Below are 21,076 nucleotides of genomic sequence, written 5' to 3' on the forward strand. Positions count from 1 at the left end.
GGACGGCGGCCTCCGGGGTGCCCCCACTCCCCTCGGAGGCCGTCTCACCGCCGGACAGCGCGGACCGGCGGACGGTGCGAGGGCGAGGTGCGGGGGCCGCAGCGGCGGATTAACGTTCAACCAGGGGGTTGAGCAGGTCGGCCGGGGAGCGGGCGATGCGCGAGATTCTCATGGTGCTGGAGCGGTGGTACGCCGCCCGTGTGCCGTTCGCGCTCGCCACGGTCGTCGCGGTCAGCCGCAGCGCTCCACGCGAGCCCGGCGCCATGATGGCGGTCGGCCCGGACGGGGAGGTCGTCGGCAGCGTGTCCGGGGGCTGTGTGGAGGGCGCGGTGTTCGAGCTGGCCCAGGAGGTCGTCGAGAGCGGCGAGGCGCGCCTGGAGACGTACGGGTACAGCGACGAGGACGCGTTCGCGGTCGGGCTGACCTGCGGCGGCGAGATCACCGTCCTGGTACGGCCGGTCACGCGTGCCCGGGATCCCTCCTTCGGGGCGGTCATGGCGTCGGCCGCGGGCGGTGAGCCGGTCACCGTGGCCACCCTGGTCGAGGGGCCCGCGCCACGCGGGGCGACCCTCGCTGTGTGGTCCGGCACGGCCGCAGGCGGTCTTGGCATGCGGGGCCTGGACACGGCGGTGGCCGCCGACGCGCGCGGCGAGCCGGCCCTCGGTGCGACGGGCCTGCGGCGCTACGGGCCGCGTGGGGAGCGCCGCGAGGACACCGTCACGGTGTTCCTGCAGTCCTTCGCGCCGCCGCCGCGGATGCTGGTGTTCGGCGCCATCGACCACGCTGCGGCCGTGGCCCGGATCGGGGACTTCCTCGGCTACCGGGTGACCGTGTGCGACGCCCGCCCGGTGTTCGCCACGCCCGGACGGTTCCCGGAGGGTGTCGAGGTCGTCGCGGACTGGCCGCACCGGTATCTGCGCGACACGCACACCGACGAGACGACGGTGGTCTGCGTCCTCACCCACGATCCGAAGTTCGACGTGCCGCTGCTGCGGGAGGCGCTGCTGCGCCCGGCGGCCTACATCGGGGCGATGGGCACTCGCCTCACTCACGAGGACCGGTGCCGCCGCCTGGCACGGGCGGGCGTCACGGACGGGGAACTGGCCCGCCTGCGCTCCCCCGTCGGCCTGGACCTCGGTGCCCGTACGCCGGAGGAGTTCGCGGTGTCGGTGGCGGCGGAGATCGTCGCCCTGCGCCGGGGCGGCAGCGGGCTGCCCCTGAGCGCGGCGAGCGGCCCGATCCATCCGCGAGGGGTGGTCTGAGGTCCACCGCCCGAGCGCCTACCGCCCCCGCCCTGCGCCGTCCCCGCGCCCACCGCCTGCGCGCCTGCCGTCCGGCCGGGGCTCCTCGCACCGGTCAGACGTCGCCCGCGACCAGTGCGTGCAGATGCTCGTCATGCCAGCCGTCCGCGTGCAGCAGGGCACTGCGCTGGGTGCCCTCGAAGGTGTAGCCGGCCTTCTCGGCGACCCTGCAGGAAGCGGGGTTGGCGACCGAGTGGCACAGGCGGAGACGGTGCAGGCCCAGGTCGTCCAGGGCCCACCGGGTCAGCCGCCTGGTCGCCTCGGCCGCGATACCGGCCCCGCGCGCCTCGGGCAGCAGCCAGTAGACGATCTCGGCGGTGCCGTCCGCGAGGTCGATGTCGCCCCATGCGCCGAGCCCGACGGGAGCGCCGCCAGGCCTGGCTATGGCCCACACGGCAGCGGTCTCGGCCCGCCAGCGCCGGTGCATGCGCTCGATCCTGCCGCGCGCCTGCTCGGGACCGCCGACGGTGAACCGGTTCCACAGACGGATCGAGGGGTCCTGCCCGGCGGTCATCAGGGCGTGGGCGTCTGCGTCGTCGACCCGCCAGGGCCGCAGTTGCAGACCGCTGGGGAGCGCGAGTACGGGCTGCTCGGTCCGGGCCATGCGACCTGCGGGAACGACGGCTGCCGGGACGCCTGCATCAGAGATCATCGAGGCATCCTGTCACGGCTGGTCCACCGCCGCCGAGTGGATTTACCCAGCGGCTGGTCCGCTGGGCAGCCGGTGCAGTACGACCTCGTCGAGCGTGCCGTGGTCGAGGGTCGCGGTCAGGTATGTGCAGTGGGGCTGGCTGCGGCGGTCGGTCGGGGAGCCGGGGTTGAGCAGGCGCAGTCCGCCGGGGGCCGTGGTGTCCCAGGGGATGTGGCTGTGGCCGAAGACGAGCACGTCGAGGTCGGGAAAGCGAGCGGCGCACCGGGCCTCGCGGCCCTGGGCGGGCCCGGTCTCGTGCACGACGCCGAAGCGCAGCCCGTCGAGTTCGGCGTACGCCACCTCGGGAAGCCGGGCGCGCAGTGCCGGGCCGTCGTTGTTGCCGTACACGCCGATGACGCGGCGGCAGCGGCTCTCCAGCAGGTCGAGGGTGGCGGTGTCGACCCAGTCGCCGGCGTGGAGGACGACGTCCGCGTACGGGAGTTCGGCGAGCAACTGCTCGGGGAGCCGCTTGGCGCGCTTGGGCAGGTGGGTGTCGGACATCAGCAGCAGACGCACCCCGCCAGCCTAGGCGGCTGAAAGCCCGACCGGCGAGAGCCGGACCGGAAAAAGCCCGATCGGGGCATGCTCGGCCAGGAGGGTCCGGCCGCGAGGCGCGGCAAGTTCCCCCGGTGGATCGGCGCTCTCCCTGGTCGGCAAGGGCGGCGCGGCCACGGTCAGGGCCCTGGTCGGCGCGGAGGGCGTACGGCCGCGGTCGACGGTGGCCGCGCCGGCCGCCCTGGACGGACCGGCACGCCCGACCGGGCGTGTTCCCGACCCCCATCGCCGTCGGCCACTGTCGATCCGCGCACGGCGCTCGTCCTGATCGGCCTGCAGAACGGATCGTGGCGTGCCCGGGGCATCCGTACGCCGCCGTGGCCGTGGTGGGCCTCGCGGCCCGGCTCGCCGATGTCTTCCAGGCCCGCGGCCTGCCCGTGGTCGTGGTCCGTGTGTCCGTCGCGCCCGACGGGGCGGACGCGGTCCCCGGCCGGGCCGAGCACCGGGCGCGGGGGCTCGTCCTCCCGGTGGGCCGGGACGTCGTCGACGAACTCCCCGGACAGCCGGGCGACATCCGGGTCACGAGCACGACCCGAGCGCCCTGTACGGCACCGGTCCGGACGTCCGGCTGAGCCGTCGCGGCGTCACGCCATGGCTGACAGCGACCCCACGGCGCACGCGGGCAGCGTCGAACGGGGCTTCCCCCGGGCGGGCGAGACCGGCACGACCGAGGAGATCCTTCGGCTGCCGGCCAGGACCCGCACCTGACCGGTCCGGCGGCCGGGCCCGGTCACCGCACGGTCCGCTGCTTCAGCGGCTCCCACCAGGCCCGGTTGTCGCGGTACCAGGCGACCGTCTCGGCGAGGGAGGCCCTGAAGTCGCGCAGCGGGCGGTAGCCGAGTTCGTCGCGGGCCTTGCTCCAGTCGACGCTGTAGCGCAGGTCGTGGCCCTTGCGGTCGGCGACGTGCTCGACGCGGTCCCAGCTCGCGCCGCACAGGTCGAGAAGGAGCCCGGTGAGGTCCCGGTTGCTCAGCTCGGTGCCGCCGCCGAGGTTGTAGACCTCGCCGGGGCGGCCCAGCGTGCGGACGAGTTCGACGCCCCGGCAGTGGTCCTCGACGTGCAGCCAGTCGCGGACGTTGCGCCCGTCGCCGTAGAGCGGGACGTCCAGGCCGTCGAGGAGGTTGGTGACGAAGAGCGGGATCACCTTCTCGGGGAACTGGTGCGGGCCGTAGTTGTTGGAGCAGCGGGTGACGCGGACGTCCAGACCGTGGGTGCGGTGGCAGGCCAGGGCGAGCAGGTCGGCGGACGCCTTGGAGGCGGAGTAGGGGGAGGTGGGGGCGAGCGGGTGCGTCTCCGGCCAGGAGCCGGTCGCGATGGAGCCGTACACCTCGTCGGTGGAGACGTGCACGAACGGGCCGACGCCGTGGCGCAGGGCGGCGTCCAGCAGGGTCTGGGTGCCCAGGACGTTGGTGCGGACGAACTCCCCCGCGGCCCCGATGGACCGGTCGACGTGCGACTCGGCGGCGAAGTGCACCACCTGGTCGGCGTCCGCCATCAGCTTGTCCACCAGGTCGGCGTCGCCTATGTCGCCGTGCACGAAGTCGAGCCGCGGATGACCGGTGGGAAGGTTGGTGAGCGTGCCGGCGTAGGTCAGCTTGTCCAGCACGGTGATGCGCGGCGCGTCGGGGGAACCTGCGGCGAGCAGCAAGCGCACGTACGCGGAGCCGATGAACCCGGCAGCACCGGTGACGAGGAGGTTCATGAACGGATCTGCACCTTGCTGTGGTTCCCCGGGGGCGGGCGGCGGGCACTCGGCCGCGCCGACGACCACTGTACGACGCCCAGGTCGACCCTGGCTGTCCGCAAGGTGTCTGCGCCGCCTGCGTGCGCGTCGGTACGGTAGCGTCCCCCGAGATGACCGAAACACCGGAAATGCCAGAGATCGGGGAGATCACCGCCCGGTACACGGCCCCCGCGCCGCGGCCCGGCCGGGCCCTGCTGCGCTGGGCCTTCACGACCGACCACAAGGTGATCGGCCGGCTCTACATGGTCACGGCGTTCTGTTTCTTCCTCCTCGCCGGACTGCTGGCGCTCGGGATGCGCGCGGAACTCGCCCGGCCGGGACTGCAGCTCCTGAGCGCGCACGGCTACGACCAGTTCTTCACGGTCCACGGCACGATCATGATGCTGCTGTTCGCGACGCCGATGTTCGCCGGGTTCGCCAACGCCGTGATGCCGCTGCAGCTGGGCGCCCCCGATCTGGCCTTCCCGCGCCTGAACGCGCTGTCGTACTGGATGTACCTCTTCGGCGGCCTGATCGTGGTCTCCGGCTTTCTGGTGCCCGGCGGGGCGGCGCCGTTCGGCTGGTTCGCCTACGCGCCGCTGAACAGCGCCTACTTCTCGCCCGGCGCGGGTGGTGACCTGTGGGCGATGGGACTGGTGGTCTCGGGTGTGTCGACGACGCTGACCGCGGTGAACTTCATCGCCACGATCGTGTCCCTGCGTGCTCCGGGCATGACCATGTTCCGGATGCCGATCTTCACCTGGAACGTGCTGTTCACCTCGATCCTGATCCTGCCCGCCTTCCCGGTGCTCACCGCCGCGCTGCTGGCACTGGAGTCGGACCGGAAGTTCGGCTCCCACGTCTTCGACGCGACGAACGGCGGCGCGCTGCTGTGGCAGCACCTGTTCTGGTTCTTCGGGCACCCGGAGGTGTACATCGTGGCGCTGCCGTTCTTCGGGATCATCTCCGAGATCATCCCCGTCTTCTCCAGGAAGCCGCTGTTCGGCTATCTGCCGATGATCGGGGCGACCATCGCGATCACCATGCTGTCGGCGGTCGTGTGGGCGCACCACATGTTCGCGACGGGCGCGGTGCTGCTGCCGTTCTTCTCCGTGATGTCGTTCCTGATCGCGGTGCCCACGGGCATCAAGTTCTTCGCGTGGATCGGCACGATGCGCTACGGATCGCTGTCGTTCGAGACGCCGATGCTGTGGTCGATGGGCTTCCTCGTGTCGTTCCTGCTGGGCGGGCTGAGCGGGGTGCTGATCGCCTCGCCCCCGCTGGACTTCCATCTGACCGACACCTACTTCATCGTGGCGCACCTGCACTACGTGCTGTTCGGCACGGTGGTGTTCGCCATGTTCGCCGGTTTCTACTTCTGGTGGCCGAAGTTCACCGGGAAGATGCTGGACGAACGGCTCGGCAAGCTGCACTTCTGGCTGCTGTTCCCGGCGTTCCAGCTGACGTTCCTGGTGCAGCACTGGCTCGGCGAGGCCGGGATGCCGCGCCGGTACGCGGACTACCTGCCCGCCGACGGCTTCACGCTGCTCAACACCCTGTCGTCGGCGGGTGCGTTCCTGCTGGGCGTGTCCACGCTGCCGTTCCTGTACAACGTCTGGCGCACCGCCACCAGGGGCGTGCGGGTCACCGAGGACGATCCGTGGGGCTGGGGGCGCGGCCTGGAGTGGGCCACGTCCTGCCCCCCGCCCCGCCACAACTTCGAGGCACTGCCCCGGGTGCGATCGGAGTCCCCGGCCTTCGACCTGCACCACCCGGAGGTCGTGCGCAAGGCCGAGAAGGAGGGCCGGCGGTGAAGGCCGAGGCGATGCTGTTCGGCGGGGTGGCCCTGTTCTTCGGTGGATGCGCCGCCCTGTACGGGATGTGGGCGCAGGAGGACGCGGGCACGGTCGTGCTGGTCGTCGCCTTCGGGATGGCGGCGCTGGTCGCCTTCTTCTGCCTGATCCAGTACCGGCGCCGGGGCGCACGGGCGCAGGACCGCACGGACGCGGAAGTGGCCGACGGGGCCGGGCCGGTGGCGTTCTTCCCGGACGAGAGTCCGTGGCCGATCGTCACCGCGCTCGGTTTCGCGGTGACGGCGACCGGGGTGGTCTTCGGGCTGTGGCTGTTCCTCATCGGTCTCGGCGTGCTGGTCCGCGGGGTGTTCGGGCTGGTCTTCCAGTACGGGCGCCGGTGAGCGGCTTGCGTGGCGCGCCGGGCCGGAAGCTGCCGACGGGCTCGTGGCCTGAGCCGTAGCCGCCGGTCACACTCTGGCGGATCTCGCCGGTGGGCACTCCCTTTTCCAGGCGCTCGCGTTCGGCCTCGGTCAGCGCCCGGCACAGCCACCGGGTCAGCAGGAAGGCGAGGAGGGGCAGGACGACGAGGGCGGCCCGCAGCACCCAGGTCAGGGCGTTGACGGAGATGCGGAAGGTCTGGGCGATGACGTCGTTGCCGCCGGCCAGCAGCAGCACGCCGTAGAAGACGACGCCGGCCACACCGAGCCCGGTGCGGACGGGACGTTCACGCGGCCGGTCGCACAGGTGCTGCTCCCGCTGCCACTCCCCCGTCAGGCGCTGTTCCACGAACGGGTAGACATACAGGGCGGCGAACAGCAGGCCGGGCAGGACGACGGCCGGCAGCAGCACGTTCCACATGATCGTGTGCCCGGCGAGGTTCGTCTCCCACGGCGGAACGAGCCGCAGCGCGCCTTCCAGGAAGCCGACGTACCAGTCGGGCTGGGAGCCGGTGGAGTCCTGGTCGGGGCGGTAGGGGCCGTATTTCCAGACGGGGTTGACCTGGGCGAGGCCGGAAAGGAGCGTCAGCACGCCGAAGACGATGATGGTCAGGCCGCCGGAGGAGGCGGTGAACTGCGGGAAGAACGGCTTGCCGACGGCGTTGCGGTTGGTGTGGCCGGGGCCGCGCCACTGGGTGTGCTTGAGGTGGAAGACCAGCACGAGGTGCACGCTGACGAGCGCGATCAGGACGCCGGGCAGCAGCAGGATGTGCACCGGGTAGAGCCGGGTGATGATGTCGTGGCCGGGGTACTGGCCGCCGAAGGCGAAGAAGGCGACGTACGTGCCCACCACGGGCAGGGACAGCATGATGCCCTGCGCGATGCGCAGCCCGGTGCCGGAGAGCAGGTCGTCGGGGAGCGAGTAGCCGGCGAAGCCCTCGGCGAGCGCGAGTACGAACAGGGTCAGCCCGATGATCCAGTTCAGTTCGCGGGGCCGGCGGAAGGCGCCGGTGAAGAAGATGCGCAGCAGGTGCGTACCGATCGCGGCGGCGAAGACGAGCGCCGCCCAGTGGTGGGCCTGCCGCGCCAGGAGTCCGCCGCGCACCTCGAAGCTGATGTGCAGGGTGGAGTCGAAGGCGGCCGACATGCGCACCCCGCGCAGCGGTGCGTAGGGGCCGTCGTAGACGACCTCGTGCATCTCCGGGTTGAAGAACAGGGTCAGCCAGATGCCGGTCAGGACGAGCAGGAGGAAGCTGTACAGCGCGAGTTCGCCCAGCAGGAAGGACCAGTGGTCGGGGAAGGCCTTGCGCAGCAGGGGACCGGCCTCACCGGCGGGCAGGCGGGCGTCGAGCGCGGCGGCGAGGCGCTCGGCGCGGCGGGCGTCGCGGCTCACCTTTCCTCCGGTGCGCCGGCCGCCCGTTCCACCTCGGCCTCGACCTCGGCCCGCGGCCGTCCGGTCTGCCGGGCGTACTCGCTCAACGCGGTCTGTACGTCGCGGGCCAGATCGCGCCAGGCGCGCACGGCGGTCTCGTAGGTGCCGGCCTGAGCGCCCGTCATCCCGCGCTCGGCCGGGGGACCGTACGCCTCCCGCAGATGAAGGACCTGCGCGTGGGCCGCGGCGGCCGCGCGCTGCTTCTCGACCAGTTCATCGAAGGTGTGCGCCACGGTGTCCGACCCTAGGCACCGCGGGCGGCCGGGCCCCACCGACCTGCCGGGCACGGCATCCACCCGTACCCGAGTGGCCGCTCCCGTACCCGAGTGCCGCTCAGTCCTCGGGCACGAGGTCCGCCCATACCAGCTTGCCGCCGCTGACCGGGACCGTGCCCCAGGCCGCCGACACCGCCTCCACCAGGAGGATGCCCCGGCCGCCGGTGGCCTCCCAGCCGATGTTGGTGGGCTTGACCGGGCTGCGCGGGGAGGCGTCCGCGACGGCGAGCCGCAGCCGGTGGTTGACCAGGCTGAGGTCGAGACGGACCGGGCCCTCGGTGTGCACGAGCGCGTTGGTGACCAGCTCCGAGACGACGAGCAGAGCCATGTCCAGGGTGGCCGGGGGCACGCCCCAGACGCGCAGGGTGCGCCGGGTGAAGCGGCGGGCGTGTCCGACCGCCTGCGGGAGCCGCCACACCGTCCAGCTCTCGCGCAGCGGGTGTACGGTCATGCCGTCGTAGCGCACCAGCAGCAGGGCCACGTCGTCGCCGCGGTGCGCGCCGGAGAGCAGGGCGTCGGCGACCAGGTCGAGGTGGGCGGGGTCGGCGGCGGCCAGCTCGTGGGTGAGCCGGTCCAGGCCCTCGTCGATGTCGGTCTCGGGCGACTCCACCAGACCGTCGGTGGTCAGCGCGATCACCGTGCCGGGCTGGAGTCGCAGCAGGGTCATGGGGTACTCCGCCTGGCCGAGCACGCCGAGCGGCGGGCCGCCCTCGGCATGGACGATCTCCACTGCGCCGTCCGGGTGACGCAGCACCGGCGGCACATGACCGGCGCGCACACACCAGGCGGTGCCCTGCTCCATGTCGACGTCGACATAGCAGCAGGTGGCGAAGAGGTCGGTCTCCATCTCCAGCAGCAGCCGGTTGGCGTGCGCGACGACCACGTCCGGCGGGTGGCCCTCGGCGGCATAGGCGCGCAGCGCCGTGCGCATCTGGCCCATCAGCGTCGCGGCGCCCGCGTTGTGCCCCTGGACGTCACCGATGACGAGCGCCACGTGGTTCTCGGCGAGCGGGATCACGTCGTACCAGTCGCCGCCGACCTCCAGGCCCGCGGTGGTGGGCAGATAGCGGGCGATGGCGACCACGCCGGGCAGCCGGGGCAGGCGGCGCGGCAGCAGGGTGCGCTGGAGCATGCCGACGAGTTCGTGCTCGGCGTCGAAGGCGTGGGCGCGCAGCAGGGCCTGCCCGGCAAGGCCGGCACAGGCGGTGAGCAGGGCGCGTTCGTCGGGGCCGAACTCGCGCGGGCGGTCCCAGCCGATGAGGCAGGCGCCTGCCATGCGACCGCCCGCGGGCAGCGGCAGCACGGCCAGCCCCCCGGGGCCCACATCGGCGAGGGCGGGCTCCAGCGGGCTGCCGGCGGGCCAGATCCGGGAGCGGCCCTCGCGCAGGGCGGCGGCGAGGGTGGGCATGGCCCGCACCGGCGCGTCGGGCCACTCGGTGCGCCACTCGGTGCGCCACACCTCTGGCCATGCATCGGGTTCGGGCGGGTCCAGGACGGTGACGACAAGGCGGTCGTTCTCCAGCTCGGCGAGGGCCATCCGGTCGGCCCCCAGGGGCTTGCGCAGGGCGGCGACGACGGCCTGCCCGACGTCCTTGACCGTGCCGGCGGTGGCGAGGGCGGCTGCCAGGCGCTGTACGCGGGCCACATCGGTGTCGGAGCGCAGGGTGGAGGCGTCCTGGACGGTGCCGACGAGCCGGGCCGGGCGGCCCTCGCCGGCGGGCAGCATCCGGCCGCGCAGCCGCAGCCAGGTCGGCGGGCCGGAGGGCCGCAGCACGCGGAACTCCAGCTCGCGGTCGCCGATGGACATGTGATCGGCCTCGACCACGGACATCAGGGCGGGCACGTCCTCGGGCACGGTGAGCCCGAGCAGGGTCTCCACCCGGCCGTCGAAGGCGTCCCGGCCGATGCCGAACAGCCGCAGGATCGCGTCGCCGACCTCGACCCGCCCGGTGTCCACGGCCAGGCTGAAGGCGTCGGCGGGCAGTTCGCCGGTGTCGGCGCCCCGGCCCGCCGGGGGGGCGGACCCGGCGACGGCGCGGGCGATCAGCTCCAGGCAGGCGCGGTCGTCGGTGCCGAAGCCGCCGGGGTGCTCGCTGACGGCGAGCAGACAGCCACCGCTCGGCGGGCCGAGCGGCAACGCGGCCAGGGCGAAGTCCGGGTAGGGGATGCGGCGCGCCTCGGGGCAGTCGGCCAGTTCCTCGGGGCCGAGCCAGCAGGGCCGGCCGGTGCGGTAGGCCTCGGCGGCCGGCGAGCCGCCCTTGACCGGATAGCCGTCGCGCAGGCCGTACAGGCTGCGCGGCAGACCGGCGAACTCGGTCAGGCACAGGACGGACGGGTCGTCGCCGGGCGTGTACACCCCGGCGAACGCGGCCCCGGCGAAGACCAGTGCCTGTTCGAGGACGCGGCGCACCCGGTCGGGCTCGCCCGGGGACTCGGTGAGCGCGTCGAGGGCGGCTTCGGCACGCTCCGTCCTCGTGCGGCTGACCGCAGCGCCCTCACTGCCCACGTTCGCCATTACAGCGCTTATGGGCCGCCCGTGCAGCCTCTGTGGCCACGCGCCGCGCCGCAGGCTCCGCGCTCCGCGGTCCCCCCAGAAACGAGCCGGGCACCTCCTCACGCAGGGCGACCGGCCGCTTTCCGCCCACCGGAGGATCCCTCGCCTTCATCCGTCAGGGATGCGCGCGGGACGGCGCGGGACGGCGCGGGACGGCGCGGCCCGGTCAGCGTGTGAGGCGGCCCGGCAGCCGGCCGAGCGGGCCGCGGTGCACGGCAAGGAGCTCACCCGCCGGTCCCGCACCGGGGAGAGCGTCCGAAAGGGCGAGCGGTCGCGCGAGCTCGCGGCCAGCCCCGGGCAGGTGGCCCGGGCCGCCGAAGCACAGCGGGAAGACCGCCGGCATGCCGGACGCGAGGCCACCGTCCGCACCGACCGGTGCGCCGGCTGCGGCGCATCCGGGCGTCCCTTCCGACCGGGACCGCTCGCCGCACCGCCCTCGACCGTTCGGGACGTGGTCGCGGACTCAGGCGGAGGCGTTCGTGACCGCTGTCCTGCTCGACGTCGGCTGACATCCCGCCTTACCGCATGTCGGCCTCGCCGCACCAGGGGTGTCTGTCCCGGCCGATACCCTACGCATCGGTCCGTGGCCCCGACGCGGCGCACGCCGCGCTCGGACAGCCCTCGAAACGACTGGTGGCGGCCCCTCGGGTGCCGCCACTCATTCGTTGAGGATGTTCATCTTCTGTTGTGTCCTCGCAGGTAGGAGGCCGATTTCTGATCGGGGCCCTCCGGGGCACCACCCCCGGAGGGACCCCGACAAGCTGACGCTGGACCCGCCAAGGCACAACTTCAGCTCCGTTGAATGTAACGGCCCTCCCCCGAGATCCATTCCCTAAACTTCGGGAGTGTCGAATGTTACCCGGCGGTAATTCCCGTTCTTTACGGGATTCGAATCTCGCGACCGCGCCGCGGATCGAGCCACCGAATCCCTGCCCCGAGGGTGACGTTTCCGTGACGCGGGGACCGTGTTATATCCTGCTCGATCAATGGGGATCCCTCTTTTAGCCGACCTCACCAGTCGGCCTGGGACCCCCCTTATGCAGAACTTACATAGCTGGACCCGCCGCACCAACCTGTCAAGACAGGCATAACTTCAAAGGACAGCAGGAATGGATTTTCTTACGGCCGCGGTCATGATCGTCGCGATCACCGGGGCAACCGTCGTACTCGTCGTCAAGACCCTCTCGTCCACCCCCGCGCGCATCGCGGCCGTCCTGGGCGCCGTCGCCGTTCTGTTCGCGGTGGTGCCGCGCATCGTCGAGCCGCTCTCCCCGGTACCGACGGCGCCGCTCCCCTCGGCCAGCGTGATCGTCGCGCCGACCGGGCAGGCGCCCGCCCCCGCCGCTCCGACGACCGTGTGGCCCCAGGCCGCCGCTTCGGGGGGTGTCCTCTGATGGGCCTCGCCAAAGACCGCATGGCCGGCGTCTTCAGGGGCGGCCCGACGCTGTTCGAGGGAGGCCGTCGCCCCAGGGACGGACTGCAGCCCATAGTCCTGGGCAACTCGGTGTACGCCTTCGACGAGGAGACGGGCCGGGTGGGCCACGGTCTGTCCGGGTCCCGCGCGATACGGGCGCTCATCGACCTCAACCCCTTCCTGGCAGATCTCTCCCGCGTCACGCGCCGGGAGCTCACCAGCGCGATGTCGACCCGGCAGAGCTGCCGCAACGACCAGTTGAGAGGCTCCGTGGGCTCGGCAGTGCACATAGTGCTGTCCGGTTGCGTATACGAGGAGTCGTCGTACGGCGAGGACACCACGGTGCGCATTCACGGCAGCGGCGCCGTGCTCGGCATCGCGGAGATCTTCCATCCCGATCTGCACGCGCCCACCGCACGCTGCCTCAACTCCACGCTCACGCTCACCATCCCGCTGGCCCGGATGCGCTCCATCGTCGACCACAACGGGGTCATCGGTGCCGCTCTCGGCAAGGTACTGGCAGACCAGCTCGTCACGGCGGAGCGCGTCTACAACCGCCGCAGCCTCCTGCCCGAGCAGCGGCTCGCCGGCCTCTTCGTGCACCTCCTCGACCGGTGTGCCGTGCCCTGCACGAGATACGGCCGCATGATCGAAGGGCCGTCGCAGACCGATCTCGCCGACTCCCTCTCGGTCAGCCGGGCGACCATCGAGAACGCCCTCAAGGTGCTGCGCGAGTGCGACCTCGTCTCCACCGGATATCGCCGGTACCGGTTCCCCGACGAGCGGGAGCTCGCCCTGTTCGGCAAGGTCCGGACCCTCTCACAGACGGTCACCGGCTCGGCCGAAGTCCAGTAGGAGGCGTTCCCCTTTCACCCGCTCCCGGAGAACCTCTTCCGGGAGCGGGCTTTTTGCTGCCCACCCCCTCTTTCGTTTTTGATCGACCCGATCGATATTTAGCTTGGCATCGAGATAAACGGCCTCGTAACCAGATTTAACCGAGGCGTTTTTCGAGCCATTTCCTCTCTATGGCATTGCTTGTTTTTATGGCGTTTTGGGACGATGACCTTCATCACCCGGACTGCGCTGCTTCTTGGTGCGCCCCAGGCGTCTGCCCTTCTCGAGCCGGTGGTCACTCGGCTCCATGACAAGCAGCTCAGGCCGCCTTCCACTCGTGGGGGCCGCCGCCCCGCCATTCCACCCACCCTGGGTCGTCCAGCACGCCCTCGGGATCGTCGAGGCCGGCGCCCTCGAGGAACACCACCAGATCGCGGTCGCTGTAGGCGATGCCGAGGATCCGGTCCCGGCCGTGCTTGTGCACGGTGACTCTCCGGCCGCCGGTGCGGGACGGCCGGTGTACGACGACCGGCGTGCTGGTCACACTCCCAGCGTGCCCCCGGCTGGAGGGTGCGGCGAGTCGCGCTTCTGGTCGCAGTTCGCGGGTGGCCGGTGATGCGGCCCCATCGGCCGATGCCGACGAAGGCCGGGTGCGCTGCGGGACGCCCTGTTGCCGGCGTTGCGCCCGTCGCCGAGGGCTGGGTCGTCCAGCAGGGCCCACCAGCCGACCTGCTCGCCAGCACTACCGGCCCGGCTGCGCGAGCTGGTGCGCAGACAGCCGGCACAGCCTGCGGGTCCGGTCGGCCGGGCGGTCCGGGCCGGGCGCAGGGCGCCCGGAGGTGCCCCGGCCGCGACATGATCGTCACGGAACTCCTTCGCAGGGCGAGGCGGAGTTCGTCGCCGCCCCGCTCGATGCTCGGGCCTGTGGGTCAGAAGTTCGAGATCACGCTGGTCAGCACGTCACTGATGATCTCCGGCCGCTTGGCCGAGTAGGCGCGTGCCCCGGTCGCGGCCGAGATCTCCTCCAGAACGGTCTTGCCGTTCGCGTCCTGCTGGTCGGCCGCGGAGCCGTAGGCCACGGTGAAGACACGGATCCGCTTGTCCGGGGTGCCGATCCTGGCCAGGACGTCCTGGAGGGACGGGCGGGACGGCACGCCCTCGTTGCGTCCGTCGGTGAGCAGGACGATCGCGTTGATCGCGCCCGGGTCGTATTTCCTGCGCATGGTGTCCACGGCCGCCTCGACGGTGCCGTAGAGGCCGGTGGCGCCGTTGGGTACCAGCCCGTCGACCTCGTCGGCAAGTTCTCTGCGCCGGGTGACGCCGTGGTGGTCGGCGAGCTTCTCCCCCATCGGGCCGATGTCCACCAGCGGGACGTAGTGGTGTCTGCCGTCGAGACTGGCCGCGTTCGAGAACTTCCACAGGCCCACCCGGTCGGTGTCGGCGAAGCCGTTGAACAGGGCCGGTTCGGCGGCGCGCAGCAGTTCCATTTTGGTGGCGCCCATGCCGGGCACCTGGTCGTCCATCGACTTCGAGGTGTCGATCAGCACCAACACGTTGGCCCGGCGGCGCAGCCCCGGCCAGACCTCCTGCAGCCTGGCCAGGACCTTGCCGTCCGGTGCCGTGTAGCCCGCGATCCGCCGGTCGGGCAGCGCGCCGTCCCGCCGGTCGATCAGCGGCGCGGACCCGGCCGACCCGTCGTGGGTACGGAAGCCGTACGGCGCAAAGTACTTCCGGTAGACGCTCGGGCTGTGCAGGTAGGCGAGGAAGTCCTCCGACACCGCCTCCTTGTCCTTGCCGATCCCGCCCAGCTGCACATACGGGTGGTCGCTGGTGGGGTTGCTGTCGGTCGGGTAGAAGCAGACCAGCGGGGTGCGCGGCCGGCTGCGCTTCTTGCAGCCGCGCTCCTTGCTGAAGGCGCCGCACGGATAGCCCTCGTTGTAGGCGACGACCGCGTCCTCCTCGACGGTGACGGCCGAGATGTACTTCAGCGCCTCGTCGGCGCCGCCCCGGTCGTCGGCGGCGCGCAGGTTGGCCAGGAAGGTGAGGGTGGTGTCGCCGTAGTGGACCACGGACTTCTCGATGGCGCGGACGAAGTCCCGGTTCTTCGCCGAGTCGATGTCCCGGGTGGTCAGTTCGGCGCTGGTGTTGGTCTTGGCGTAGTAGGCGCCGATCGTGGCGTTCAGGCCGGAGGTGGAGTACAGGGGGTTGGTCTTGCCCAGCTTGAACACGCCCCACTGCTTGCGGCCGAGCTTCGCCCAGAAGGTGGCCGGGTCGGCGGCCCACTCGGCGAGTTTGCTCCAGCCGAGGGTGAACTCTGGCCAGCCCAGGGCCTCGGCCATCGGTTTGGGCATCGCGATCGTCAGGGGGCTGGTCACGATGGGCTGGGCGGTCTCGGGCAGCAGCTTCTTGGCGTCGCCGCTTGCCCGGGCCCGGGCCAGGGCAAGCCATGCGCTGCCGGCGGGCGACCACACGTCGGGCTGGTGGCCGTCACTCTCACGCCAGCCGCGGGCAAGGGCGCGCATTCCCGTGCCGGAGTTCAGGCCGGACACCTCGACGGCCACACAGCTGCCGCCGACACGCCGCGCACCGTAGTCGCCGGCCGCCTCGGCCAGCGACGCGGAGAGGTCGACGGAGGCGGCGACACGCAGTTTGACATGTGCCTGGGACAGTGGACACCTGTGCAGTTGGGAGTTCTTGTCGTCCCCGGCCGGGTGGGAGCGCGAGGTCAGCAGCGCCGCGACCAGGGCGCTGGCCAGGCCCACGGCGACACACGCAACGAGCACCGCACGGCCGCGCCGGGAGGGACCGGCCGCTTTCGTGTTCCGGGAGCGCAGGCGGCGGGCGGCGGACAGCAGGAAGGCATGCGGGCGGGGCCGCCGGGCGGGCGGGGCCGGGCGACGCGGGGACGTGGGCCGGGCGCCGCCCGACGGTGGCTCCTGCGCGGGGTGGGGCCGGGACCCGGGCGACGTGTCAGCCGGGCTGTCATGCCCGCGGGCCGGGCCGCCGCCGGTGCCGGGCGCGGCGAACTCGGCGGAGGCGACCGTCTCCTCCCCCGCCCGTCCCTCGGTGTCGTCGTCCGGGGCGAGGGAGGTGAGGACGGCCACGGCCGCCGCGGCGGCGCGCCAGGCCGCGAACTCCTGGGAACCCCCCGCGTCGGCCCGGCGTTTGTGACCGTCGGCCCTGTCGCTGATCCCCCGGATCGTCAGCGTGTCCAGCCCGCCGACGAGATGGGCAGCCCGGCACACCCCGGCGCTCTCCATCTCGATCGCGGCGGCGTCGTCGTAGTTACCGCGCAGGAGCCCGGCCAGTTCCGAGGTGTCCTCGTCGAGAACCACGTTGCCCGAGGCGATCGGCGCGACGCGCACCCGGCCGGCGACCTCCGGCCCGTAGGTCATCCGCTGCACGTGCTGGACGAGCCACCAGGGCGCCTCCCAGTCACGGGGCCGGTAGTGGCCGCCGTCGGGGCCCTGCTTCTCGCGGTGGTCGTAGATGCGGTCGCCGATGACGACGTCGCCGATCCGCAGGTCGTCCTTCAGCCCTCCCGCCACGCCGACGAAGAACAGCACCTTGGGCCGGTAGAGGTCGTAGGCGTGCCGGGTGACCACGGCCGCGTTGTCGTTGCCGGGCCCGGTCTGGGCGAGGACCACGCTCCAGCGGGTGCCGGGCAACCGGCCCCGTTCGAAGATCGTGCCGCCCTCGTTGGTCCGGGTCAGGTCCGTGAGCCGGAGGCGGACCGCCTCGTACTCGACGTGCAGCGCGGTGAGGATCACCGCGACGGGACCAGAAGAAGTGTCTGCCACCTGTAACCGATTCCCGACTCAGAGCCCCCATGCCGACGGCGCCACCGTAGCGGACGCCGTCTCGAGGAGGGGCATGGTCGGACGACCTCACCCAGCGAAACGTTGCCGTTTCGCTGAAACTCGCCTAGGCTTGAGGTGTACGAAACTGTTTCGTTTACGCGCTTCTCGCCGCATGCGCTCCGCGCGTGTTCCCGAACAAGTACCTGGAGCGGTTCCACATGTCCCAGAAGACCCTGGCCGAAGGCCCCCGCGCGGGCGCGGCGGCAACGGCCTCTGCCGAGGCGTCGGCCAAGCGCTGGTGGATCCTGGGGGTCATCGCCATCGCCCAGCTGATGGTGGTCCTCGACGCCACGATCGTGAACATCGCCCTGCCCTCCGCCCAGGCAGACCTCGGCTTCTCCGACGGCAACCGGCAGTGGGTCGTGACCGCCTACGCGCTGGCCTTCGCCTCGCTGCTGCTGCTCGGCGGGCGCATAGCCGACCTGTTCGGCCGCAAGCCCGCCTTCCTCGTGGGCGTCGTCGGCTTCGCCGGGGCCTCCGCACTGGGCGGTGCCTCGAACGGCTTCACCATGCTGGTCACCGCGCGCGCCCTGCAGGGCGCGTTCGGCGCGCTGCTCGCGCCCGCCGCACTGTCGCTGCTCAACACCACGTTCACCAACCCCCGTGACCGGGCGCGCGCGTTCAGCGTGTACGGCGCCATCGCCGGGGCCGGCGGTGCGGTGGGCATGCTGCTCGGCGGTGTACTGACCGACACGTTCGACTGGCGCTGGACCCTGTACGTCAACCTGGTCATCGCAGTCGTCGCCTTCGCGGGCGGCTGGGTGCTGCTGGGCAACCACCGCGACGCCGCGAACGCCAAACTGGACGTGCCGGGCACGGTCCTGGTCGCCGCCGGTCTGTTCTCCCTCGTCTACGGCTTCTCCAACGCCGACACCCACGACTGGGGTTCGCCGCTGGCCTGGGGCTTCCTGATCGCGGGCGGTGCGCTGCTGACGGCCTTCGCCTGGTGGCAGACCCGGGCCGCGCATCCCCTGCTGCCGCTGCGCATCCTGCTCGACCGGGACCGTGCGGCCTCCTTCCTCGCGGTGCTGATCAGCGGCGCGGGCATGTTCGGCGTCTTCCTCTTCCTGACCTACTACCTCCAGCTCAACCTCGGCTTCAGCCCGACGAAGACGGGTGTGGCGTTCCTGCCGATGATCGGCGCGCTGATGGTGACCGCGCAGCTGGGCACCACCGTCCTGCTGCCGCGCATCGGCCCCAAGACGATCATCCCGCTGGGCTTCGCCATCTCCATGGGCGGCATGGCCTGGCTGACCGGCATCGACCTCGGCTCGCACTACGCCGGCGCGGTGCTGCCACAGCTGATCGTGATCGGTGTGGGCCTCGGCCTCGTCATGCCGCCCGCGATGCAGCTGGCCACCGGCGGGGTCGCCGCCGAGGACGCGGGGGTCGCCTCCGCGACCGTCAACGCCATGCAGCAGGTGGGCGGTTCGATCGGCACGGCCCTGCTGAACACCCTCGCCGCGAGCGCCGCCACCGACTACCTGTCGAGTCACGACGGCACGAGCAAGCTGGTGCGGGTCCAGGCGACGATCGAGAGCTACACCACCGCCTTCTGGTGGTCGGCGGGCTTCTTCGCCGCGGGCACGGTGATCGCCTTCCTGCTCCACCGCCGTGGAGTGCCGAAGCAGGTCGCGGGCGCCCCGGTCGTCCACATGTGACAGCCGCGGTACCACCCGGTCCGAGGGGCCGCCGTCCGCGGCGGCCCCTCCTGGTGTCACCAGCGCGCCGCCCGCCCGGTGCCCCACCGGCCCGACGGCCCCGGAGCACGCTGCCGGCGGGGCCGCGAGCCGGGCAGGTGGCCGGGTACGGGGCAGGGATTCCTCGTCGGCTGCCCGCAAGTCCGCCTGACCCGCTGCCCCTTGGCCCTGCCGTCGCTCTGTGCATCCGCCGCCGTCGCTCACGTACGACACGCCTCGCCGACGCACGACGCGCAAACAGACTGTTTTTCGCCGCTCCCCGGGACGGCCCCCCACGGGCCTGCCCGGGGAGCGGCTGTGTACCCGGGAGACGACGGGCGGCCCCACTCCGCCCGCCGATCCCGGTGCGAGATCGCAGGTCCCCCGCTCCAGGGGGCCGCACTCCCCAGTTGCAGGCCTGATCCGGCACTGCGGGGGACCGTGCGATCCCGGTCCCTGTCAGAACGCGAAGACGCTGCCGCCCGTCGCGCTCTGCATGCATGAGTTGCCGAAGACGCGCTCGTAGTCGACGCGCTGGCCCTGCCACACACCCTGGACCGTGACGACCACCGGGTCGTACAGCTGGGGGCACCACACGTCACCGGCCTGCTTGAGGGCGCCGAAGTCACCGCCGACGCTCCGCAGTTCGGCGCAGGCCTGGGCAGCGGCCGGATGGGTGCCGGAGGCTGTGGGGGCGCAGTTGAGGGTGACGGCGCGCTCAGGAGTGGCCGTGGCCGCGCTGACGCCGTGGCCGGTGGTGAGCACCAGCGCCGAAGGGGCGTAGAGCGAGGCCGGGGCGGCGCCCGGTGCAGCAACGGCGGCCCCGGTCAGGGGTCCGCAGACGGCGGCGGCCGTGAGGCCGAGGCTCGCTGCCCAGCGCGCGGTGTTCCGCATTGTGTGCATCCTTCCGCTCGAACAACGGGGCGCCGGCTCCAGCCCGGTCTGCGCCGGAGCGGCGAGCGCCACTCTGCCGAGTCCGCCGCCGAAACACACATCGAACACACGGGTTTCGGTAACCTTCTGTATTGAAGCAGTGGCGTGAAGTTACGGAATCCGATCGCCAAGTCCCCGTATCTGAGCGGCTCTTGATCGAAGGATGCAGGCGATTGGCTGAAAAACACCTCTTTATTAATCGTCTTGAAACATTCAGGCCCCACCCCCGGCGGGCCCCTTGATGACCCCCTGTGTTCAGGCTGCCGTCGCGCATCCGATGCGCAGCGACGCACCGTGGCCGGGGAACGGCGGACGGCCACAGACCGGCAGAGAGGACGGACCGGACGGGTGGACACCCCTGTACCTACCGGCCAGTATCGTCGGGCGGCAGCGCGCCGCGGCGACGAACGGCCGGAGGGACGGATGGCGAAGCACTGGGCGGACTTCCAGTACGAGATCTATCTGAACGGGATGACGGGCGCCGTGCCCCGGCTGCCCACCGACCTGACCCGGCTTGAGGAGCTGGCCGAACTCCGGCTGGGCCCCGGCCCGGCGGGGTACGTGGCGGGCAGCGCGGGCGACGGCAGTACGGCCCGCGCCAACCGGGCGGCGCTGGCCCGGCACCGCATCGTGCCGCGCATGCTCCGGGACGTGCACGAGCGGGACCTGTCGGTCGAGGTGCTGGGCCGCCCGCTGCCGGCGCCGCTGGCGCTGGCTCCGGTGGGCACGGTGTCGATCATGCATCCGGACGCCGAGTCCGCCGTCGCCCGGGCCGCCGCCGCCCACGGCGTGCCGTACGTCCTGTCGTCGGCCTCCAGCACACCCATGGAGCAGGTGGCGGAGGCGATGGGGGACGCCGAACGGTGGTTCCAGCTGTACTGGGGCAAGGACCCCGAGGTGACCCGGAGTTTCCTCGCCCGGGCGAAGGACGCCGGCTACACGGTGCTGGTCGTCACCCTGGACACCCCGATGCTGGCCTGGCGGCCCCGCGACCTGGACCAGGCCTATCTGCCGTTCCTGCACGGAGTGGGCACCGCGAACTACTTCACCGATCCGGCCTTCCGAGCGGGCCTGGCCAAACCCGTGCACGAGGATCCGACCGCGGCGGTACGGCACTTCCTCGGCCTGTTCGGGGACGCCGGCCACACCTGGCCGGACCTGGCCGTCCTGCGCGAGCACTGGGACGGCCCGATCGTCCTCAAGGGCGTCCTGCACCCGGACGACGCCCGGCTCGCCGCGGACGCCGGGGTCGACGGGGTGGTGGTCTCCAACCACGGCGGACGGCAGGTGGCCGGTGCCGTCGCGGCGGCCGACGCGCTGCCCCGGGTCGCGGAGGCGGTGGGCGACCGGCTCACCGTGCTGTTCGACAGCGGCGTGCGCACCGGCGACGACATGTTCAAGGCGCTCGCCCTCGGCGCGCGGGCGGTGCTGCTGGGACGGCCGTACGTGTACGGGCTCGGCCTGGACGGACAGGCGGGCGTCGAGCACGTCATCCGGTGCGTGCTGGCCGAGTTCGACCTGACCCTCGCCCTGTCCGGACACGCCACCCCGGCCGGCATCACCGCGGACGACCTCCTCGTCCTGCCCGCCTGACC

General features: G+C 72.0%; 17 protein-coding genes. 8 read left to right on the forward strand and 9 right to left on the reverse strand.

Annotated features, from left to right (window positions below):
• Window positions 1–155 precede the first annotated feature (155 nt).
• A complete protein-coding gene (locus K7G59_RS00450) occupies window positions 156–1,262 on the forward strand; it encodes an XdhC family protein (protein ID WP_225829748.1) in 1,107 nt (368 codons plus the stop codon).
• Between the two features lie 94 nt (window positions 1,263–1,356).
• On the opposite strand, the gene K7G59_RS00455 is transcribed toward K7G59_RS00450, so the two are convergent.
• Together K7G59_RS00455 and K7G59_RS00460 are read right to left on the reverse strand one after the other, a co-directional pair.
• Window positions 1,357–1,953 carry a GNAT family N-acetyltransferase gene (locus tag K7G59_RS00455; protein ID WP_225829749.1) on the reverse strand — a complete coding sequence of 199 codons (597 nt, stop codon included), beginning with the start codon at window positions 1,951–1,953 and terminating at the stop codon, window positions 1,357–1,359.
• 42 nt (window positions 1,954–1,995) lie between these two features.
• On the reverse strand, window positions 1,996–2,508 hold the full coding sequence (locus K7G59_RS00460; protein WP_225829750.1) for a metallophosphoesterase: 513 nt from the start codon (window positions 2,506–2,508) through the stop codon (window positions 1,996–1,998).
• A gap of 326 nt (window positions 2,509–2,834) precedes the next feature.
• Here K7G59_RS00460 and K7G59_RS34870 point away from each other — a divergent pair, with 326 nt between their 5' ends.
• Window positions 2,835–3,119 carry a hypothetical protein gene (locus K7G59_RS34870; RefSeq protein WP_308294974.1) on the forward strand — a complete coding sequence of 95 codons (285 nt, stop codon included), beginning with the start codon at window positions 2,835–2,837 and terminating at the stop codon, window positions 3,117–3,119.
• A gap of 158 nt (window positions 3,120–3,277) precedes the next feature.
• On the opposite strand, the gene rfbB is transcribed toward K7G59_RS34870, so the two are convergent.
• The gene (gene rfbB, locus K7G59_RS00470) at window positions 3,278–4,249 is read right to left on the reverse strand and encodes a dTDP-glucose 4,6-dehydratase (RefSeq protein WP_225829751.1); all 972 of its coding nucleotides are present in this window, start codon (window positions 4,247–4,249) and stop codon (window positions 3,278–3,280) included.
• 170 nt (window positions 4,250–4,419) lie between these two features.
• On the opposite strand from rfbB, the gene ctaD reads away from it, so the two are divergent.
• A complete protein-coding gene (ctaD, locus tag K7G59_RS00475) occupies window positions 4,420–6,084 on the forward strand; it encodes a cytochrome c oxidase subunit I (RefSeq protein WP_225830228.1) in 1,665 nt (554 codons plus the stop codon).
• On the forward strand, window positions 6,081–6,464 hold the full coding sequence (locus K7G59_RS00480) for a cytochrome c oxidase subunit 4 (RefSeq protein ID WP_225829752.1): 384 nt from the start codon (window positions 6,081–6,083) through the stop codon (window positions 6,462–6,464). The genes ctaD and K7G59_RS00480 overlap by 4 nt, the downstream gene beginning before the upstream one ends.
• Here the strand turns inward: K7G59_RS00480 and K7G59_RS00485 are convergent.
• The 3 genes from K7G59_RS00485 to K7G59_RS00495 all read right to left on the reverse strand — a co-directional run bounded on the left by K7G59_RS00485 (window position 6,400) and on the right by K7G59_RS00495 (window position 10,722).
• On the reverse strand, window positions 6,400–7,893 hold the full coding sequence (locus K7G59_RS00485) for a ubiquinol-cytochrome c reductase cytochrome b subunit (protein WP_225829753.1): 1,494 nt from the start codon (window positions 7,891–7,893) through the stop codon (window positions 6,400–6,402). The genes K7G59_RS00480 and K7G59_RS00485 overlap by 65 nt on opposite strands.
• Window positions 7,890–8,165 carry a hypothetical protein gene (locus K7G59_RS00490; RefSeq protein WP_225829754.1) on the reverse strand — a complete coding sequence of 92 codons (276 nt, stop codon included), beginning with the start codon at window positions 8,163–8,165 and terminating at the stop codon, window positions 7,890–7,892. The genes K7G59_RS00485 and K7G59_RS00490 overlap by 4 nt, the downstream gene beginning before the upstream one ends.
• A 100-nt stretch (window positions 8,166–8,265) precedes the next feature.
• Entirely contained in the window at window positions 8,266–10,722 is a 2,457-nt protein-coding gene (locus tag K7G59_RS00495; protein ID WP_225829755.1) for a SpoIIE family protein phosphatase, read from the reverse strand.
• Window positions 10,723–11,870: 1,148 nt separating this feature from the next.
• Here K7G59_RS00495 and K7G59_RS00500 point away from each other — a divergent pair.
• Window positions 11,871–12,155 carry a hypothetical protein gene (locus K7G59_RS00500; protein WP_225829756.1) on the forward strand — a complete coding sequence of 95 codons (285 nt, stop codon included), beginning with the start codon at window positions 11,871–11,873 and terminating at the stop codon, window positions 12,153–12,155.
• Window positions 12,155–13,030, forward strand: a complete 876-nt coding sequence (locus K7G59_RS00505) for a Crp/Fnr family transcriptional regulator (RefSeq protein ID WP_225829757.1) — start codon at window positions 12,155–12,157, stop codon at window positions 13,028–13,030. The genes K7G59_RS00500 and K7G59_RS00505 overlap by 1 nt, the downstream gene beginning before the upstream one ends.
• A gap of 298 nt (window positions 13,031–13,328) precedes the next feature.
• Here the strand turns inward: K7G59_RS00505 and K7G59_RS00510 are convergent, their stop codons facing one another.
• Together K7G59_RS00510 and K7G59_RS00515 are read right to left on the reverse strand one after the other, a co-directional pair.
• On the reverse strand, window positions 13,329–13,553 hold the full coding sequence (locus K7G59_RS00510) for a hypothetical protein (RefSeq protein ID WP_225829758.1): 225 nt from the start codon (window positions 13,551–13,553) through the stop codon (window positions 13,329–13,331).
• 385 nt (window positions 13,554–13,938) lie between these two features.
• The gene (locus K7G59_RS00515; protein ID WP_225829759.1) at window positions 13,939–16,809 is read right to left on the reverse strand and encodes a substrate-binding domain-containing protein; all 2,871 of its coding nucleotides are present in this window, start codon (window positions 16,807–16,809) and stop codon (window positions 13,939–13,941) included.
• A 218-nt stretch (window positions 16,810–17,027) separates the two neighbouring features.
• Between K7G59_RS00515 and K7G59_RS00520 the strand changes: the two genes are divergently transcribed.
• On the forward strand, window positions 17,028–18,530 hold the full coding sequence (locus tag K7G59_RS00520; protein WP_225830229.1) for an MFS transporter: 1,503 nt from the start codon (window positions 17,028–17,030) through the stop codon (window positions 18,528–18,530).
• 477 nt (window positions 18,531–19,007) lie between these two features.
• Here K7G59_RS00520 and K7G59_RS00525 read toward each other — a convergent pair whose 3' ends face one another.
• A complete protein-coding gene (locus K7G59_RS00525) occupies window positions 19,008–19,442 on the reverse strand; it encodes a subtilase-type protease inhibitor (RefSeq protein ID WP_225829760.1) in 435 nt (144 codons plus the stop codon).
• Window positions 19,443–19,904: 462 nt separating this feature from the next.
• Between K7G59_RS00525 and K7G59_RS00530 the strand changes: the two genes are divergently transcribed.
• Window positions 19,905–21,074, forward strand: coding sequence for an alpha-hydroxy-acid oxidizing protein (locus K7G59_RS00530; RefSeq protein WP_225829761.1), 1,170 nt, complete (start codon window positions 19,905–19,907; stop codon window positions 21,072–21,074).
• Window positions 21,075–21,076 lie beyond the last annotated feature (2 nt).

It is taken from the genome of Streptomyces sp. NK08204 (genome assembly GCF_020400585.1).
Taxonomy (GTDB): Bacteria; Actinomycetota; Actinomycetes; order Streptomycetales; family Streptomycetaceae; genus Streptomyces.

Bases quoted from the DNA above. Each gene is read 5' to 3' on its own strand.
- K7G59_RS00450 (WP_225829748.1), top strand. From the start codon at position 156: ATGCGCGAGATTCTCATGGTGCTGGAGCGGTGGTACGCCGCCCGTGTG.
- K7G59_RS00455 (WP_225829749.1), bottom strand. From the start codon at position 1,953: ATGATCTCTGATGCAGGCGTCCCGGCAGCCGTCGTTCCCGCAGGTCGC.
- rfbB (WP_225829751.1), bottom strand. From the start codon at position 4,249: ATGAACCTCCTCGTCACCGGTGCTGCCGGGTTCATCGGCTCCGCGTAC.
- ctaD (WP_225830228.1), top strand. From the start codon at position 4,420: ATGCCAGAGATCGGGGAGATCACCGCCCGGTACACGGCCCCCGCGCCG.
- K7G59_RS00495 (WP_225829755.1), bottom strand. From the start codon at position 10,722: ATGGCGAACGTGGGCAGTGAGGGCGCTGCGGTCAGCCGCACGAGGACG.
- K7G59_RS00500 (WP_225829756.1), top strand. From the start codon at position 11,871: ATGGATTTTCTTACGGCCGCGGTCATGATCGTCGCGATCACCGGGGCA.
- K7G59_RS00505 (WP_225829757.1), top strand. From the start codon at position 12,155: ATGGGCCTCGCCAAAGACCGCATGGCCGGCGTCTTCAGGGGCGGCCCG.
- K7G59_RS00520 (WP_225830229.1), top strand. From the start codon at position 17,028: ATGTCCCAGAAGACCCTGGCCGAAGGCCCCCGCGCGGGCGCGGCGGCA.
- K7G59_RS00525 (WP_225829760.1), bottom strand. From the start codon at position 19,442: ATGCGGAACACCGCGCGCTGGGCAGCGAGCCTCGGCCTCACGGCCGCC.
- K7G59_RS00530 (WP_225829761.1), top strand. From the start codon at position 19,905: ATGGCGAAGCACTGGGCGGACTTCCAGTACGAGATCTATCTGAACGGG.